The organism is Propionibacterium cyclohexanicum, from assembly GCF_900111365.1.
GTDB lineage: Bacteria > Actinomycetota > Actinomycetes > Propionibacteriales > Propionibacteriaceae > Propionibacterium > Propionibacterium cyclohexanicum.
The window spans coordinates 28,418-46,050 of the sequence record NZ_FOGZ01000001.1; the positions used below are offsets into that span (position 1 = coordinate 28,418).

Here is a 17,633-nt window from a genome sequence, read left to right on the forward strand (position 1 = left end):
CGGGCGTCGTCGGCTGGCATGGGCGATGGGTCACTGGAACGAGCGGAGCAAGGCATCGAGGGCGTCCTTGGTGTCCGGTGTGACCAGGCTCACCGGAACGTTGAACAGCGGCTTGGCGGTGCCGGCACCCACGGAGACGGGATAGTCGACCATCGCATTGCTGATGTCGTCGGGGGAGATCGTGACGATGCCCCGGTAGAAGGTCCCGGCCTTCATCTGCTCCAGGGCGAACTTGTTCGCATCGAGCCCTCCCACATAGGTCGTGCTGCTGTCGGCCGGCCGGCCGGAGCCGATGAGTGCCTGATAGGCGCCCTGTCCGGCGTCGCCCACGGCGGTGAGCACGATGTTCACATCGGGGTATTGCGACAGCAGCGCATTCGTGGCCGTCAGGGCATCCTGGGGAGTGACTGCCTGCTCCTGGGCGACGATCTGCACGCCGGGTGCGCTCTCGTGGAGTCCGGCGACCAAGCCTGCGGTACGTTCCTGGCCCATCTGGGTGGCGTCGTCCTTGAGGATGATCGCCTTTCCCATGCCGCCGATCGCCTGTTTCGCCCATTCGCCGGCATTCTTCCCGAGCTGCTCTCCGGAATCGCGGAAACTGAATTGCAATGAGCCGCTCTGCTGGCTCATATCGCCGCCGTAGGTGATCCACAGCTTTCCGGCGTCCATGTACTGCTTCGCCAGGCCGCCCAGCGACGAGGCGTCCATCGGGAACGAGATGACTGCGTCGATATCGGAATTGAGATAGGTGGTGAGATTCGACACCTGCTGGGTGAGGTCGTTGTTGTCGTTGGTGAATTCGACGGCGACGTTCTTCTCCTTGGCCACGGTCTCGACCTGGGATTTCAGAATCCCGAAGATCGGCAGGCTCGTGAAGGGATAGTCGACGAGGATCTTCTTCACCGTCTTCGGGCCACTGGACGAGGGCGCGCCTGCCGAGGCGGTGATCGTGCTGCAGCTCGCCAGGGCGAAGGCGGCGCACAGGGCCACGAGGGCGGTGAACACGGAGCGGATTGAGCGCATGGCTTTTCCTTCGAGGTGTATGGGGCGATCAGGCTTGGGCGCTGGCAAGAGCCCGGGCTGGTGCCCACTGGTCGGCATCGGAGCGGGCGAAGACCTGCCGGCCTTCGAACCAGGTGGACTGGACCTGGATCCGGGCGAGTTCGGCGGGAGGGATGTCCCAGGGGTCCTGGTCGAGTACCACGAAGTCGGCTGATTTGCCGACCTCCAGGCTGCCGGTGAAGGCGTCGAGCCCGATGACCCGCGCTGCCCCCAGGGTGTAGGCGCCGATGGCCTCATCAACCGAGATGGCCTGCTCCGGCCACAGCCGGCCCTCGTATTGCCCTGTGGGGTCGCTGCGTGTCACGAGCCCGGCGATCCCGATCCACGGATTGGGCTGGGGTGAGACCGGGAAGTCCGATCCTCCCCCGATGGGCACTCCGAGGTCGAGCAGTGCCCGGTTGGGCTGCAGGTGTTCGGCGCGCTCGGCGGGGAGCACCTGTCTCATGGCATCGATCATCGGGCCGGGGAACCACAGCGAGGGAGAGATGTCGGCGACAATCCCGAGCTCCGCGATTCGCGGGATGTCCTCGCTCAAGACGTACTGGCCGTGGGCGATCTGGACCGGCAGGAAGACTCCCTCGCTGTGCACCCTCTCGACGGCCTCGACGACGACGTGCACCGCTGCATCGCCCGTGCAGTGGATCTTCGCGCCCAGGCCTCGCTGAGCAAGGATCCCCAGCCACGAGGAGAGCTCGTCGACATCCATGGTCGTCGTGCCCCGCTCCTGTCCGTGTCCGGGCACGGGCAGATAGGGCTCGACGAAGGCGCCGGTGCGCGCGGTGGGCACGCCGTCCATGAAGATCTTCGCGTAGTTGGGGAGGTGGTGCCTCGAGCGGTACTGCTGGGCGATGTCGAGCAGGGGAAGCCCGACGGCGGGGCTGCCGAAGATGTTGTCGTTGATGAGCATGGAGCTCACCACCCAGGCATCCAGCTCGCCCTGGGAGTCGAGCAGGCTGAGCCCCTGGAGGATACGCGGCGTTGCGGCAGCCTCCTGGATCGCGGTGATTCCGTAGCTCTGCAGGATCTCGATGCCGCGCTGGGAGCCGCGGGCGTACTCGGCGGCGCTGAGATCGCCTGTGGCGCTCCGGGCCTGTTCGACCTGGGCCCCGGCCCGTTCGAAGAGCACTCCGGTCAGCGCGCCGGATGCGTCGCGCACGAGGTGGCCGCCCTCCGGATCGGATGAGTCGGCGGTGAACCCGGCGCGCCGGATGGCCTCGGAGTTGGCCCATCGGTTGTGCTGGGTGTCGTCCTTGAGCAGCACCGGGTGCCCCCCGGATGCGGCGTCGAGCAGCGCGAGGGCCTGCGCGCTGGCGAGCCGGGGCAACTGATCGGAGCCCCAGTTGCCCCCGATCGCCCATTCCTGGGAAGGGTGCTCGGCTACCCATTCGGCCACCTTTGCGGCGATTTCTTGGGGCCCGAGAGATTGCGGGAAAGTGAGCTCGAAGAGATCTCCGAGACCGGCGACCGCATGATGAGTGTGGACGTCGATGAGTCCGGGCAGGACTGTTGCGTCGGCCACATCGAATATCGGGGCATCGGCGCGAGCACGAGCACGGATTTCCGGGTACGAATCGATGGCGGCGATGCGGCCAGCATCGACGAGCATCGATTCGGCAACAGGCTGTGCGGGATTCATCGTGCAAAGGTGTCCCCGGACGATGTACTGGGATTGCGACATGGCGGAATCTCCTCAAGGGAGTGGTTGTCTGGCGGTCGTTCCACAGACAGCATGCAGCAAGAACCCAGACTCAGAGTCTAAAAAGTGGGCTTGTAATATAGTTTTCACAACGCTGTAACTGACGGTGCCGCCGAGACGGCGCGCCCGGCCCCCTGGTCCGTGGCCGTGGCCGGCCGGGCCAGCCCGGCGATGTCACCCGGCGGGGCCGAGCCGGGCCTGTGGCAGCATTGACGGTGTGTCCACCGGTACACCACCTCCTCGCGACGGGCAGCTGAGCGTCGGCACGGTCGTCGGGACCATTGCGATGTCGGTGGGCGCGGTCCTCGCCTGGATGGTCGCGATCGCCTTCGCGTCGCTGTTCGTGCTGGGGGCGGTGTCCGCCTCGGGCGGCGATGACGTGGTCTCCTGGTGGGCCTCTTGGGCGATGGGCGGGAGACTGGGCGGTGGGTTGAGCGGCGATCAGGTCTTCACCCAGGTCTTGGTGAACATCATGCTCAGTGCCGGTATGTGGCAGCTCATGGCGGCCGTGCCCATCTTCCGGCTCAGCAAGATGGTGTACGGCCGCCCGGCCCGGATGGTCTACGGACGCATCATGGGCGCGGCGGGCGCCCTGGTGCTGCTCAACCCGGTGGGGCTGTTGAGCGGGAGCCAGTGGCCCTTCGTCCTGAACCTCGACGCGCTGACCTGGTTCCCCGCCCTTGTCCTGATCGGCTGCGCCCTGGACAACCAGCTGTTCACGCGCCGCAGCGCAGGCACGCTCAGTGCACCGCCGACAGGTCGATGAGTCCCGGGTCGCCACCGGCGATGAGCTCGCCGCTGCTGGGCACGGTGAGAATTTCGGTTCCGGTCTCGGTGATCGCCAGGGTCTGTTCGAACTGGGCGCAGCGCGAGCCGTCCCGGGTCACCACGGTCCAGCCGTCGTCCCACTGCTCGGTGCGGGCGCTGCCCAGCGTGAGCATCGGCTCGATGGTGAAGGTCATGCCGGGACGCATGATCGTGTCGAGCCGGGGCTCGTCGTAGTGCAGGATCACCAGCCCCGAGTGGAAGGCGGTGTGCACACCGTGCCCGGTGTACTCGCGCACCACCCCATAGCCGAAGCGCTTGGCGTACTTCTCGATGACCCGCCCGATCACCGAAACGGGGCGCCCTGGCTTGCAGGCCTTGATGGCGCGGTACATCGATTCGCGAGTGACCTCGGTGAGCTTCTTCGACTCGTCGTCGACCTCCCCGACGTAGAAGGTGGCGCAGTTGTCGCCGTGCACTCCGTCGATGTAGGTGGTCACGTCGAGCTTGACGATGTCGCCGTCCTCCAGGGGGCGGGTGTCCGGAATGCCGTGGCAGATGACCTCGTTCACGCTCGTGCAGATGCTCTTGGGGAAGCCGCGGTATTCGAGGCTGGCCGGCCAGGCGTGGTGATCGCACATGAACTCGTGGGCCACCGCATCGAGGTGATCGGTGGTGACCCCCGGCGCGATCTCGGCGGCAGCCACCAGGATGGCGTCGGCCGCCAGCCGGCCCGCGCGGCGCATCTTCGCCACGATCTCGGGGGTCTGGACATCGGAGCCCGTGTAGACCTCCGGACCGGACTTGCCGAGATAGGGCGGACGCGCGATCTGGGCAGGCACATCGCGCAAGGGGGTCTGGCGGAAGGGTTTCACGGCACTCACGCCTGACAGTGTAGGAGTGCCCACCGCCCCGGCCTGGTGCGGTGGCTCAGCCGATGACCTTGAGCCCGGCGATCGCCGCGCTCATCTTGTCCATCCGGGAACTGTCCCCGATGTTCACGCTGGAGATGAACAGTCCCAGGCGATCCTTGTTCCCGGTGTCGACCACGATGACGTCGACCGTGTCGCCCTTGACCTGAGGCAGGCTGGGCATCGACACATAGACCTCGGAACGCATATGCCAGGCTTGGTGCCCGTCCACCGAGATCTGCTCGTCCACGAGGTCCTTGCGACCCGTGTAGCCGATGTAGTAGCCCGAGCTGGCGAAGCACTCCATGGTCTGGTGCGCGGACTGGCGGATGTCGGTGAAGCCGTCGACGGCATTGAGCGCGCCCACCGACTCGTTGGAGATCCAGCCCGGGTAGACGTCATCGACAGCGGTGTGCAGATCGCTCACCCAGTCGAGATAGAACGACGAGTCGGACTGCCAGCCGGGGATGCGCGGCACCTCAAGCCCCCCGCCGCGCAGCGTGTTCGCAGAGGTCTGACGGGTCGTGTCGCGAACCTGAGTCACCGGGCAGCGGGCCAGCGACTGATCGGCCGAAGGAGTAGGGGTTGGCGTGCTCGTCTCGTCCCACTGCGAGGTGGTCGGGCTCGCCGAGTCGGTGTCCACCGGGGCCTCCTGGAAGGAGGAGCCGTTGCCGGGCCCGAAGATCAGCGCCAGGATCACCACCACCGCCGCCAGCACCGCGGCGATGAGGACGATGGGCCCCCAGCGGCGCTTCGGGCCTGCCGCAGGCCCGGGAGGGACGGCCGACGCGGACGGGTCGGTGGTGGTCGCCTCGCTCCAGGCCTGCCCGTCCCAATAGCGGTAGCGGCCTGGGGTGCCCGCAGGATCGGGATACCAGCCAGCGGTGGGCATACGCGCCTTCCTCGTCGATGGACACGGCGCCGGCCACCTGCTGTGCCGTGGACAGGGCGCGCGTGGACCGGATGGGGGCTTGTCACCGGAGTGTAACCCGATTGGAAGGCAGGCTCGTTCACTGCCTGGCCGGTGGCGCTGGCAGACTGGGTGCATGGATCGCCAAACCGAGTACGTCCTGAGGGCTGTGGAAGAACGCAATGTACGGTTCATCCGCCTGTGGTTCACCGATGTTCAGGGCTTTCTCAAGTCGGTTGCGATGGCTCCCGCCGAGCTCGAGGGAGCATTCGCCGAAGGCACCGGCTTCGACGGTTCGTCGATCGAGGGCTATGCGCGCGTCTACGAGGCCGACATGATCGCCCGCCCCGACCCCAGCACATTCCAGCTGCTGCCGTGGCGCACCCAGGCGAACACCGCCAGGATGCTGTGCGACATCAAGCTGCCCGATGGCTCGCCGGCGCCCGCCGATCCCCGCCATGTGCTCAAGCGCGCCCTCAACAAGGCTGCCGACATGGGCTTCACCTTCTATTGCCACCCCGAGATCGAGTTCTTCCTCTTCAAGGCGCCGTTGGTGCCCGGCGAGCCGCCCGTCCCGCTCGACACCGCCGGATATTTCGACCACACCACGATGGACGACGGCACGGACTTCCGCCGCGATGCCGTGATGATGCTCGAGGAGATGGGCATCTCGGTGGAGTTTAGCCACCACGAGAGCGCCCCCGGCCAGCACGAGATCGACCTGAGATATGCCGATGCCCTGTCGATGGCGGACAACATCATGACCTTCCGGGTCGTCGTGCGCGAGATCGCCGCCTCGCAGAACATCGTGGCGTCGTTCATGCCAAAGCCCTTCACCGATGCGCCGGGTTCGGGCATGCACACCCATATGAGCCTGTTCGAGGGCGACCACAACGTCTTCTACGACGCCAGCGACGAGGTGCGGCTCTCGAAGATCGGCAGGCAGTTCGTGGCCGGCCTGCTGACCCATGCCCGCGAGATCACTGCTGTGACGAACCAATGGGTCAACTCCTACAAGCGCCTGACCGGCGGGGGAGAGGCTCCCGCCTATGTCTGCTGGGGACGCAACAACCGCTCCGCACTCGTGCGGGTGCCGCTGTTCAAGCCGAACAAGTCCTCCAGTGCCCGGGTCGAGTACCGGGCCATCGACTCCGCGTGCAATCCCTATCTTGCCTATGCCCTGCTGCTCAATGCCGGACTGGACGGCATCACCCGCGAACTCGAACTGCCCGAGGAAGCCGAGGACGATGTCTGGGCGCTCACCGAGCGTGAGCGCAAGGCGCTGGGGATCAACTCCCTGCCGCGCAGCCTCGGCGCTGCAATCGCCGCGATGGAGTCCAGCGAGCTGGTGGCCGACACGCTCGGCGAGCATGTCTTCGAGTACTTCCTGCGCAACAAGCGCGCCGAGTTCGAGGAATACCGCCGCCAGGTGACTCCCTTCGAGCTGCGGGAGCACCTGCCGAGCCTGTGAGCCCGTCACCCCCTGTCCGGCGACCGCCCGGCTGTGCGCCGGGTAGGGCACGCTGGCTCAGCGTCGGCGCACGATGGGCAGCATCTGCGCGACATCGGGGGCATGCACCCCGGAGACGCGCAGCCGGTGTGCCTCGCGGGCCTGCGTCCAGCTCAGCGTGCCGATGGCCAGCGCCCAGAAGGTTGCGGTGTCGGTCTCCACGACATTGGGCGGAGTGCCGCGGTGGTGCACCGGGCCCGCTGTGAGCGAGCCCAGCTGCACGGCGGCGAAGGGTGGCACCCGCACCTCGATGGTATGGCCCGGGAAGCGCTCCCCCAGCACCGACGCCACAGCCCGCAGACACTGCGCGGTCCCGGCGCGATCCAGTGTCGTGCCGCAGTGGTCGGCCAGCAGCGCCGCCTCGACGGTGAGGCTGCGCAGCAGATCGGGCAGATGGACCGGCCCGTTGCTCGTACTCACCGCCGGCGGGAGATTCGGCCGGGCCAGCGCCACCGCCGCCTGCGAGCTGGCATTGTCCGCCTGCCGGCGCAGCGTCCCAAGGCTCTCGGTGCCCATGATCGCCCGGGTCGTCTCGTCGTGGTTCATGACATCGGCGTCCCGTGCGCCGATGAACTGGGCAAGCGAGTCCGGAGTGGTCCGGGTGGGGGAGTCGACGCAGCTGAGCACTTCCTCGCACAGCGCGATGAACTCGGCGAGGGCGCGCCTGCCCGTGCCTGCCGCGGCCTGCAACAGGATGGGGAACTGATCGGCCAGCGTCTGTGCCATTCGCTGGACCGACAGCTGGGTGCGCTCGGCCATGCTCGTCATTCCTCTACGATGGTCGATCCGGGTTGTCTGCCGGTGGACCGTGGGTGACGATGGGATTAATTCTGTCTCGGTGGGAGACAATACGCCCAGAGCGCCGCGAGACAGCTGGGATCGGAGGAGCCGTGAGGGCACGCGGACGGACGACGTCGACGACAGCTGAGCTGGCCCGCAAGGGCTTCACCGACGTCACGCGCGCCGCGGGGCTCGTGGACTCGCTCGATCTGCGCACGCCCGGCCTGGTGGACGAGCTGGCGGGAGCCGCCGATCCCGATCAGGCCCTGGTGACGTTGGCGGATCTCAGTGCCGGCGCTGCGGCGCTCATCTCGCAACTGTCCGATGATGCCGGCTGGCGCGCCAGGGTGATCGCTGTCGCGGGATTCAGCCGCGCGCTGGCCCGTCACCTGACCGCTCATCCGATCCATCTTCAGGTGCTGCGTCCCGAGCCTGCCAGGTGGAGCGCGCGGCGCATCCTCGACGACCTGCTGGGCGCCGTGGGCCTGGGCTCCCTGGCGGGTGCCCCGCCCGAGCAGCTGGCCATGGCGAGTGCCGGTGACGAGGGCGCGGCGGACCGGCTGCGGCTCGCGAACAAGCGACATCTGGTGCGTATCGCCGGACGCGATCTCAGCTGTCCCGATCCCAGCACGGTCGTCGATGACATTGCCGCCGAGCTGGCCGATCTTGCCGACGCCGTGATGATCTGTGCGCTGGCCATCGCCCGGGCGCAGGTGAGCGGCTCGGGGGCCGCCAGGCTGGGAATTGTCGCCCTGGGCAAGTGCGGGGCGCAGGAGCTCAACTACCTGTCCGATATTGACGTGCTGTTCGTCGCCGAACCGGCCGATCCCGGCGCCGACGATGGGGCAGCGATGGCGGTGGCCAACAAGCTCGCAGCGGCCACAATGCGGATCTGCTCGGCACACTCGGCGTGCGGCACGATCTGGCAGGTCGACGCCGCGCTGCGTCCCGAAGGCAATGCCGGGCCCCTCACGCGCAGCCTGGCCGGGCACCGGGCCTACTACACCCGGTGGGCCAGGAACTGGGAGTTCCAGGCCATGCTCAAAGCCCGCCCGATGGCCGGGGACCTCGATTTGGCCAGGGGATTCATCGATATCGTGCGGCCCCTGATCTGGCAGGTGGGCGGGCGCGAGAATTTCATGGCCGAGCTGCAGTCGATGCGCCGCCGGGTTGTCGAGCTGATTCCCGCCGCCGATGCCGAATACGAGATCAAGCTCGGCTCGGGTGGCTTGCGCGATGTGGAGTTCAGCGTCCAACTGCTGCAGCTGGTGCACGGCCGGGTGGACGACCGGTTGCGGCACCGGGGCACCCTGGTCAGCCTTCATGCGCTGGCCGACCACGGCTACATCGGCCGGGCCGACGCCGCCGCGCTCGACGCCGCCTACCGTCTCGAGCGCACCCTTGAGCATCGCGTTCAGCTGCAGCACCTGCGGCGAAGCCATCTCTTCCCACCCCCCGGCGATGACCGCGAGCACATTGCGCGCAGCCTCGGCGCGGCCGACGGTGATGCGCTGTGGGCCACCTGGCGGCGCACTGCTCTGGAGGTGGAACGCCGACAGCGCAGGGTCTTCTACTCCCCGCTGCTGCTCACGGTGAGCACGCTGTCCGACGACGAGCTGCGGCTCTCCCCGCAGGCTGCACAGGACCGGCTCAAGGCGCTGGGCTTCCTGGACGCCTCCGGTGCGCTGCATCACATCGAGGCCCTGACCAGCGGCTCGACGCGGGCCGTGGAGATCCAGCGGCAGCTGCTGCCTGCCATGCTCGGCTGGTTCGCCGAGGGCCCCAACCCCGATCTCGGGCTGATCAGCTTCCGGCGGCTCTCGGAGGCAATGGGCTCGACCTCGTGGTATCTGCGCGCCTTGCGCGACGAGGGGCAGATGGCCGAGCTGCTCGCCCAGACGCTGTCCACCAGCCGCTACATCATTGCCATGCTCAACCGCGATCCCAGCGCCGTGCAGCTGCTCCAGGACGAATCCGAGCTCACGCCGCGCAGCCGAGAAAGCCTCATGGCATCGATGACGGCCGTGGTGCGCCGTCACGAGGGCGCCCAGGATGCGGTGAGCGCCGTGCGGGCGCTGCGACGCCGCGAGCTCATGCGGCTGGCCTTCGGCGATGTGCTCGGGCGCATCGATGTCGATGCCGTGGGCCAGGGCCTGACCGCGCTCGCCGACGCGACGATCCAGGCTGCCCTGGTGGTGGCGGTACGGGACCATCCCGAACCGGTGCCACCCATCGGCGTGGTGGCAATGGGCAGCTGGGGCGGCGCCGAGCTCAACTATGCTTCCGACATCGACGCCATGTTCGTTGTCCCCGACGGGACCAGGCCCGAGCAGAGCGCCCAGGCGCTGGCGGTGGTCTCGACGGTTCGGGCACTGCTCAGGTCACCGGGCCCCGAGCCGCCGCTCGAGGTGGACGCGGGCCTGCGTCCGGAGGGCCGCGACGGCCCTCTGGTGCGCACGGTCTCGAGCTGCCTGGCCTACTACCGGCGCTGGTCGCAGACCTGGGAGCACCAGGCCCTGCTGCGCGCCGATGTGGGGGCCGGCGACGAGGATCTGGTGCGGGAACTGCTCGCCGGGATCAGCGAACTGCGCTGGCCGCCCCAGGGGATCAGCGCTGTCCAGGAGTCGGAGATCCGCCGGCTGAAGGCACGTATGGAGGCCGAGCGGATCGCACGCGGATCCGACCCGCACCGCAACCTCAAGCTCGGGCCCGGCGGGCTGTCGGATGTGCAGTGGACCGTCCAGCTCCTTCAGCTGCGCCATGCCGGGCGGCTGCCCGCCCTGCGCAGCCCGTCCACGCTGAGCGCTCTCAATGCCTGCGAGGCCGAGGGACTGCTCGACGCCGAGGACGCCGCAGCGCTGCGGGACGCCTGGCATGCCGCGAGCCGGATGCGCAATGCCACGATGCTGGTGCGGGCGCGCAGCAGCGACCAGCTGCCCTCCGATTCGCGCGAGCTGGCGGCCGTCGCGATGCTCATGGGTCATGGCAAGGCGGAGGCTTCCCAGCTGCTGGAGTCCTATGGGCGTATCACCCGCCATGCCAGCGCGGTCGTGGAACGAGTCTTCTGGGGAGCATCCTCATGAATGTGCTGACCCGCAGGTCGAGGCAGGCCGGGCACGCGCCAGGAGCGCTGGTACTGGTCGGCGGGACGAGTGACATCGGGGTTGCCCTGCTGGCCGAGCTCCTGCGGCGCCGTCCGGCACCGGTCGTGCTCCTGGCGCGCGCTGGGGCCCGGCGACTGAGCGTGGCTCGGGCGCGTCTGCTCGCCGCCGGGGCCAGCGAGGTCACCACGCTGGACATGGACGCCCTCGACACTGCCGGGCATGCCCGGGTGGTCGATGAGGCTTTCGCGCGTCCGGTCGATCTCGTGGTGATGGCGCTGGGGGTGCTCGGAGATCCTGAGCAGGCCTGGACCGACCAGCCCACTGCGGTGCACACCTTCGCGGTGAACACCACCGCTCCGGTGAGCCTGGGGGTGCTCGTTGCCGACCGGCTGCGCACCCAGCGCCGGGAATCGGGGCATGGCGGGCGGATCATCGCGATCAGTTCGGTGGCGGCAGAACGGGTGCGTCGCGCCAACTTCGTCTACGGGGCGAGCAAGGCCGGCATGGACGGTTTCTACCTGGGGCTGGGCGATGCCTTGGCACCCGAGGGCCTGCGGGTGCTCGTCGTGCGCCCCGGCTTCGTGCGCTCCTCGATGACGAGCGGCCGTGATGCGGCGCTGGCGCTCAGCCCCCACAGTCTTGCCCGGCGGATCGTCCTCGCAGACCGGCTCGGGTGCAGCCTGGTGCGGGTGCCGGCGGTGTTCGGGCCGATCATGCTCGCCTATCGGCTGGTCCCCAGGCGGTTGGCGCGTCATCTTCCCTGGTGATTCCTCGGTTCTGGGGGGGGATCAGACGGGTTGCTCGGTGCGCTCACGGTTCGCGGAGGCTGGCGTCGATCCCGGCGAGCAGGAGTGAGATGCCCGCCGAGAAGTCGTGGTCGGGGGCACTCTCGTGGTCGGGGAGGCTGTCGCGGTCGGGACTGCTCGGTGCTGCCTGCGGCGTCTGCGGATCCGGGCGGGCGTGCGCGATGGCCAGCGGCGCCAGTTGGGCGTGCTGCTGTTCCTCGTAGACGTGGCCGAGAATGAGGTGCACGAGGGTCTGGGCGGCCAGCCTCGCCTGTTCCGGGCCCATGCCCTCACGGCGCAGCAGCGCGGCCGGCGCGTCCTCCACGTCCGTGGCGGCCAGCGCGATGGCGCGCATCGAGGAAACCAGCTCGGCGGAGTCACGATGTCCGAGAAGCCGCTCGCGCAATTGCTCGGACCATTGGGCCAGCCCCGGACGCCAGGGTCCGTTGGGGTGGGGCAGGTCGGCGAGGATGGCGCGCACCAGCTCGGCGAGCAGGGTCTGCTTGTTCGCGACGTGCCAGTACAGGGCGCTGGCCTGCACCTGCAAGTTGTCGGCCAGCCGGCGCATCGTCAGATCGGCGAGTCCGTACTCGTCGAGGATGCCCAATGCCGCGTCCACCACGTCCTGCTTGCTCAAAGCCACGAGGCGAGCCTAGGTGTATCCGGCCACCGGGCTGGCAGCCGGTGACTGATCGGCGATTCGCCTGCCAATCGGGTACGGCCGTCTCCTCCCGGCCCTTCGGGGCTCCTCCCGGATCAGACCGGGCCCGCACACCAATCCTCGGGCAGGCCTGTAACACGCTGACACCAGGGGAATGCCCGGGCGTTGTGTGGTGTTGGCCCGTCATGACCACTATCGGAATCATTGGCGCCGGTCACATCGGCAGTCAGATCGCCCGCACGGCAGTGTCGCTCGGCTATGAGGTGGTGCTGAGCAATCGTCGCGGCCCCGAAACCCTCACTGCTCTCATCGCCGAGCTCGGGGACTCGGCGCGTGCCGCCACCCCTGAGCAGGCAGCCCAGGACGGCGACCTCGTGGTCGTGACCATTCCGCTCAAGGCGATCGACACCGTCCCGGTCGAGCCCCTGGTGGGGAAGATCGTCATCGACACGAACAACTACTACCCGCAGCGCGACGGCCAGATCGCCGAGCTCGACGACGAGACCACGACCACCTCGGAGCTCCTGCAGGCCCATCTGCCCCAGTCCTTCGTGGTGAAGGCCTTCAATCACATTCAGGCTGCCCAGATCACCAGCGCAGCCTCCCCGGCTGGCACGCCAGACCGGCGTGCGCTCGTTGCGGTCTCGGATCACCAGCCCGCCCTGGCGGTCGTCTCCCGGCTGCTCGATGCCTTCGGCTTCGACCCGGTGCCGCTGAGCCCGCTCAGTGAGGGCTGGCGCATCCAGCGCGACACCCCCGGGTATGTACAGCCCCTCAGCGCCCCGCAGCTGGTCCACGCCCTTGCCATCGCCACGCGCTACCGGGATGGCGCATGATGATCGGCGCCGCGACGACGACTCGGCAATTGAGGGTTCTGGGCGGCCTGGAAATACTGGGGTCAGCAGGCCGGACAACCACGAGGGAGACACAATGACCACACTCGGCACCAGCGAACTCGACGTCTTTCCGCTCGCGCTCGGCGGGAATGTGTTCGGCTGGACCGCAGACCGGCAGAGTTCCTTCGACATTCTCGATGCGTTCCTCGCCGGTGGCGGCAATTTCATCGACACCGCCGATTCCTACAGCGCCTGGGTGCCCGGACACGGTGGTGGCGAATCGGAGACCATCCTCGGCCAGTGGCTGGCTTCACGCCGCCCGGCGCATGTCACCATCGCCACGAAGGTGGGCCAGCACCCGGATTTCCCGGGGCTCTCCGCGAAGAATGTGCGGGCCGGCGCGCAGGCCTCGCTCAAGCGGCTCGGCGTGGACCACATCGACCTCTACTACGCGCATTTCGACGACCCGGACACTCCGCTCGCCGAAACCGTCGAGGCCTTCGCTTCGCTGGTGCGCGATGGACTGGTGCGCTATGTCGGGGTGTCCAACTACTCGGCGGCCCGCATCCGCGAGTGGCTCGAGCTGTCTGCTGGGCAGCCGCAGGCCCGCCCGGTGGCGATCCAGCCGCACTACAATCTCGTGCACCGTGACCCCGAGGCCGATGTCGTGCCGCTCGCCGTGACACAGCAGATCTCGCTGGTTCCCTATTTCGGCTTGGCCGCAGGATTCCTCACCGGGAAATACCGCTCGGCCCAGGCCACCGGGGATTCACCGCGGGCCAAGGCGGCGTCCGGCTATGCCACCGAGCAGGGGCTGGCGATCATCGACGCCCTGGAGGCCATCGGGCACGAGCATGGCGCCAGCATCGCCTCGACGGCTCTCGCCTGGCTGCGCCAGCGCCCGGCCGTGGCGGCTCCCATCGCGAGCGCCTCACGCGTCGAGCAGGTGCCCGATCTGCTGGCGGCAGCAAGCCTTGAGCTCTCCGATGACGAGATCAGGCAGCTCGACGCGGTGTCCGGGGCACAGTGGGCGGGCGTCACGCAGCGCTGAGCGGTGCCGAGGCAGGCACGACGGCCAGGTGTGCGACGGCTGGTTCACCATCGTCACCGCCGACGAGCGCACCGGCAGCGTCCACCGCGTTCTGCCCGCCGCCGTAGATCGTCGTTGCTCCTGGCGGGACCACGGCCACGTGGCTGAACGCGGGGCTGGAGACAAGACCATGAGGGCGCAGGAGCGGTATGGAGGTCATGGAGCCACGGTGACATCGCGGGCGGGGTTGTGCGGACCCCCGACTTATCCTCCCCGGGATTCGTGCCCCGGCGCCGTCAGTACACCTCGATCTGACGCAGTGCCAGGGGCGCGGTGATGGTGAGCCGCAGCGCGGACAAGGTCTTGTCGCCCAAGGCCTGCGGCACGGTCTGATTGCGCCACAGGGCTGCGGTCGGGTGCACCTGTACCGGCGCCCAGCCTCCGGCGGCCAGTGCCTCGAGGCGGTAGCCGGCTGCGCCCTGCCCGTCCGTGGTGAGCGTCAGATGTGAGGCCCGGAAGGGCTCGCTCCAACGCAACTCCAGGCACGCTCCGGCAGGCAGCTCGATGATGGCCTCGCCACGATCGTCCACCAGCTGGGCCAACGCCTGCTCGCCAACCATCTCGCGGCCATCCGGGCCGGTCAGCGACAGGCGGGCGGCCCGGCTGCGGTCGGGCTGCCAGCTGCGGGCCTCACCGGTCATGGTGCTCATCGATGCCGGCCTGCTGCGGGATCCCCAGTCGCTGGGCTCGGCGCCGAGCCAGAACTCGATACGGCAGTTGGCGTGCAGGACTGCGACAGGAACGCTCACCTGCCCCCACGGCTCACCGTTGATCTCCACGCGCTGGATGAACCGATGCTCCACGTCGTGGGCCACGATCTCCAGCGTCGTGCCATTCTCCCGATGCCAGCGCACGGCAGGGAAGACCGGTGCGCTGAGCACCAGCTCCCCGCTGCCGGGCTGGAGGGGATACAGACCGACCATGGTGAACAGCTGCCAGGCGCTCATCTCCCCGTTGTCCTCATCGCCGGGATAGCCCTGCCCGATCTCCGAACCCACCCACAACCTCTCGGCGATTTCGCGGGTCAGCCACTGGGTGGCGTCCGGACGCCCGGCGTGCAGGTACATATAGGCGCTGTGATGGGCCGGCTGGTTGGAGACCGCGATCTGGCCAAGCCGTACCGCCCTGGCTTCGGTCATCTCGTGAGTGATCTGGGGATAGCTGCCCCGGGTGCGATCGTTCGCGGGCTCGGGGGTGGCGAGGGCGCGGTCCAGCCGGGACGCCAACGCCTGCTCGCCGCCCAGCAGCCGCGCCAGTCCGGCGCCGTCCTGGACAGTGGCGAAGGCCATTCCCCACGCCGATGTCTCGGTGTAGTCGTAGCCCCACAGGAGCGGGTCGAAGTCGTGGGAGTCGAGCCGGAATCTGCCGTCGGGGCGCCTGCCCTGCCAAAAACCGGTATCGGGGTCATAGCATGCCTGGGGGACCAGGCTCCGGTTGGTGAAGTAGCGCGCATTGGTGCGGAATTCTTCGGCCCGGTCGGGTACGCCGAGCTCGGTGGCGCGATCGGCCAGCCGGCGCGACCACAGTGCGATCGACGCATCGCAGATCGCGTTCTCGACGGTCCAGCTGAAGCCCTCCGTCTCGTCGGTGTCGATCCATCCGGTGAACCGGCCTCGGGCAATCGACTTGCGTCCGGTCAGCGGGCTGGCAGAGGGCACTGTTGCGTTCTTCACCGCCGACTCGTAGGCCGTCAGCTCGTCGAAGGCGATACCGTGCGCGCTAGCATCGGCAAAGATGGTGTCCGAGCTCGTTCCGACCATGCAGTCGATGTGGCCGGGGGCGCTCCAGCGACTCATCCAGCCCGAATCGCGGTACTGCTGCACGATGCCGTCGAGCAGCCGCGAGGCCCGTTTCGGGAAGAGCAGGTGGTAGGCGGGCCAGGCGGTTCGGTAGGTGTCCCAGTACCCGTTGTCCACGACCAGTTCGCCGTCCACGACGGCGCAGCCCGTGTGCTCGGCGGTGTCGGGGTGGACGCGGGGTCGAAAGGGCGACGCGTAGACCGGGTGCGGCTCGGCGGGGCTCCCGGCGTTCTCATGATGGGAGCGTGGCCAGGCCAGCAATCGCGCGAGATCGCTCCAGGCGGCCTCGCGCAGCCAGGGTCGGCCACCCTCGATCTCCAGGCGGCCGAGGATCTCGGCCCACAGCGCGTGAGATTCGGCGGCCACCTCGTCGAAGCCGCGCCGGCCTATCTCGAGGTCGAGGTTGTGCCGGGCCTGCTCGACGCTGATGCTGCTCATTGCCGCCTTGATCTCCAGGCGCTGGCCCGAGCGCAGCCTCAGCACGCCGGCCTGCTCGCGCACCCGCGACAGCCGGCGCAGCAGTGCGTGGCCCCATCGTGTCCGCTCAAGGCCGTGCTCGCCCAGGCGCAGATCGTGATAGATCTTCGGCATCTCGGTGGCACGCAGCGGCTGGACGGGCTGCAGCGTCTCGGCGTACACATAGGCGCCGGGCATGGGATTGTCCGGGTCGTCGAAGCCCACCCGGGCGTCGATCGACATGATGATGGCAGCCCGACCGTCGGGCAGGTTCTCGATGCGGGTGCGGCCGCCGAAAGGCTGGTCGACGACCAGTCCGCAGCGTTCCTGCGTCTCGTAGTCGAACCGGAGCACCCCGCCGTGCTGGGTGGCGGTCATCGACGCCGCAATGCTGCCCGGACGCCGGTCCACGCCCACCAATCTCACCGTGTACAGATCGGGCCGGGAAGTTTCCTCGAGGTGGCGGAAGAGCAGCTCGCGGCGCTCGGGCGTCACCTCGGCGCGACCCATCCATGGCATGAAGTGGGCGTTGTTGCGGTCCCCGATCCACGGGCTGGGGGCGTGGACGAAGCCGAAGCCTTGCATCCTCGGCACAGGACCCCGATCGTTCCAGCGGTACAGCCAGCTCATCGCCCGCGCATCGGTGAGCGGTGCGAGAGCGTGCGAGCCTCCGGGTCGGAAGACCATCGGGTAGGTGTTGCCGCGCGAGAAATCATGGTCGGAGTGGGAGCCGCGCATCATCGTCGCCCGGGCCACCACATCGGCGGGCTCCTGAGCTGTGGTGCGGACCCCGGCGAGCTGGAACCAGCCGCTGCCCCGGTGGCCCGGGGGTGCCACGAGTTCCACCTCGGACAGGGTGGCGCCGGCCAGATCGGCGAGATCGAACTCCAGCCAGTTCCACTGGTCTGTCCACAGCCATCCGGGGTCCTCGGTGCTGGAGGGCTGGCCGTACTGATCGGTGAGCTCCACCGCCTTGCCGTCGAGGAGGACGCGCACCCCGACGAGGCAGGAGCCGACGTTGGGCACGGGGTCGGGCGCGCCGCCGCCGGGCGGGTCGAACTGCAGCTCGGGGAAGAGGGCGAAGGCCAGGCAGGCATGGGGCGGCACGCCAAGCCGCCCGTCCAGGCGGGCTGAGCCGCCTTCCGCGCCGAACTCGTAGCGGAAGACGGGTCCGGGGATGAGTCCGGTACCGGATGCGCCGCTGGGGTTGTCGGGGCCTGGGTCAGGACGCACGCTGAGCGATCCCTTCGGGTCAATCCGCGCCATGT

General features: G+C 68.5%; 14 protein-coding genes. 6 read left to right on the top strand and 8 right to left on the bottom strand.

All coding sequences use genetic code 11. The annotated features are described in order from the left end of the window. Nucleotides 1-30 precede the first annotated feature (30 nt). Nucleotides 31-1,023: a sugar ABC transporter substrate-binding protein gene (locus BMX93_RS00145; protein WP_091966445.1), complete on the bottom strand. Its 993-nt coding sequence runs from the start codon at nucleotides 1,021-1,023 to the stop codon at nucleotides 31-33. A 28-nt stretch (nucleotides 1,024-1,051) separates the two neighbouring features. Beyond that, the gene (locus BMX93_RS00150; protein WP_218139159.1) at nucleotides 1,052-2,698 is read right to left on the bottom strand and encodes an amidohydrolase; all 1,647 of its coding nucleotides are present in this window, start codon (nucleotides 2,696-2,698) and stop codon (nucleotides 1,052-1,054) included. Between the two features lie 277 nt (nucleotides 2,699-2,975). On the opposite strand from BMX93_RS00150, the gene BMX93_RS00155 reads away from it, so the two are divergent. Next, nucleotides 2,976-3,524 carry a hypothetical protein gene (locus BMX93_RS00155; RefSeq protein ID WP_091966449.1) on the top strand — a complete coding sequence of 183 codons (549 nt, stop codon included), beginning with the start codon at nucleotides 2,976-2,978 and terminating at the stop codon, nucleotides 3,522-3,524. On the opposite strand, the gene map is transcribed toward BMX93_RS00155, so the two are convergent. After that, complete coding sequence (gene map / locus BMX93_RS00160; RefSeq protein ID WP_091966451.1) at nucleotides 3,499-4,407, bottom strand: type I methionyl aminopeptidase; 909 nt, start codon at nucleotides 4,405-4,407, stop codon at nucleotides 3,499-3,501. The genes BMX93_RS00155 and map overlap by 26 nt on opposite strands. Before the next feature lie 46 nt (nucleotides 4,408-4,453). Continuing rightward, nucleotides 4,454-5,326 carry a DUF2510 domain-containing protein gene (locus BMX93_RS00165; protein ID WP_091966453.1) on the bottom strand — a complete coding sequence of 291 codons (873 nt, stop codon included), beginning with the start codon at nucleotides 5,324-5,326 and terminating at the stop codon, nucleotides 4,454-4,456. Nucleotides 5,327-5,513: 187 nt separating this feature from the next. On the opposite strand from BMX93_RS00165, the gene BMX93_RS00170 reads away from it, so the two are divergent. After that, on the top strand, nucleotides 5,514-6,815 hold the full coding sequence (locus BMX93_RS00170) for a glutamine synthetase family protein (protein ID WP_218139167.1): 1,302 nt from the start codon (nucleotides 5,514-5,516) through the stop codon (nucleotides 6,813-6,815). Between the two features lie 57 nt (nucleotides 6,816-6,872). Here BMX93_RS00170 and BMX93_RS00175 read toward each other — a convergent pair whose 3' ends face one another. Next, nucleotides 6,873-7,622, bottom strand: coding sequence for a sterol carrier family protein (locus BMX93_RS00175; RefSeq protein WP_143052761.1), 750 nt, complete (start codon nucleotides 7,620-7,622; stop codon nucleotides 6,873-6,875). 122 nt (nucleotides 7,623-7,744) lie between these two features. On the opposite strand from BMX93_RS00175, the gene BMX93_RS00180 reads away from it, so the two are divergent. Next, nucleotides 7,745-10,717, top strand: coding sequence for a bifunctional [glutamine synthetase] adenylyltransferase/[glutamine synthetase]-adenylyl-L-tyrosine phosphorylase (locus tag BMX93_RS00180; protein ID WP_245725635.1), 2,973 nt, complete (start codon nucleotides 7,745-7,747; stop codon nucleotides 10,715-10,717). Then, nucleotides 10,714-11,505, top strand: coding sequence for a decaprenylphospho-beta-D-erythro-pentofuranosid-2-ulose 2-reductase (gene dprE2 / locus BMX93_RS00185; RefSeq protein ID WP_091966459.1), 792 nt, complete (start codon nucleotides 10,714-10,716; stop codon nucleotides 11,503-11,505). The genes BMX93_RS00180 and dprE2 overlap by 4 nt, the downstream gene beginning before the upstream one ends. A 43-nt stretch (nucleotides 11,506-11,548) precedes the next feature. On the opposite strand, the gene BMX93_RS00190 is transcribed toward dprE2, so the two are convergent. Then, nucleotides 11,549-12,166, bottom strand: coding sequence for a TetR/AcrR family transcriptional regulator C-terminal domain-containing protein (locus BMX93_RS00190; RefSeq protein ID WP_091966461.1), 618 nt, complete (start codon nucleotides 12,164-12,166; stop codon nucleotides 11,549-11,551). A 203-nt stretch (nucleotides 12,167-12,369) separates the two neighbouring features. On the opposite strand from BMX93_RS00190, the gene BMX93_RS00195 reads away from it, so the two are divergent. Together BMX93_RS00195 and BMX93_RS00200 are read left to right on the top strand one after the other, a co-directional pair. Further along, the gene (locus BMX93_RS00195) at nucleotides 12,370-13,020 is read left to right on the top strand and encodes an NADPH-dependent F420 reductase (RefSeq protein WP_091966463.1); all 651 of its coding nucleotides are present in this window, start codon (nucleotides 12,370-12,372) and stop codon (nucleotides 13,018-13,020) included. A gap of 94 nt (nucleotides 13,021-13,114) precedes the next feature. Next, complete coding sequence (locus BMX93_RS00200; RefSeq protein WP_091966464.1) at nucleotides 13,115-14,071, top strand: aldo/keto reductase; 957 nt, start codon at nucleotides 13,115-13,117, stop codon at nucleotides 14,069-14,071. Here the strand turns inward: BMX93_RS00200 and BMX93_RS00205 are convergent. Continuing rightward, nucleotides 14,058-14,270, bottom strand: a complete 213-nt coding sequence (locus BMX93_RS00205; protein WP_091966466.1) for a hypothetical protein — start codon at nucleotides 14,268-14,270, stop codon at nucleotides 14,058-14,060. The genes BMX93_RS00200 and BMX93_RS00205 overlap by 14 nt on opposite strands. 76 nt (nucleotides 14,271-14,346) lie before the next feature. Next, nucleotides 14,347-17,631, bottom strand: a complete 3,285-nt coding sequence (locus tag BMX93_RS00210; protein ID WP_091966468.1) for a GH92 family glycosyl hydrolase — start codon at nucleotides 17,629-17,631, stop codon at nucleotides 14,347-14,349. Between the last annotated feature and the right edge of the window lie 2 nt (nucleotides 17,632-17,633).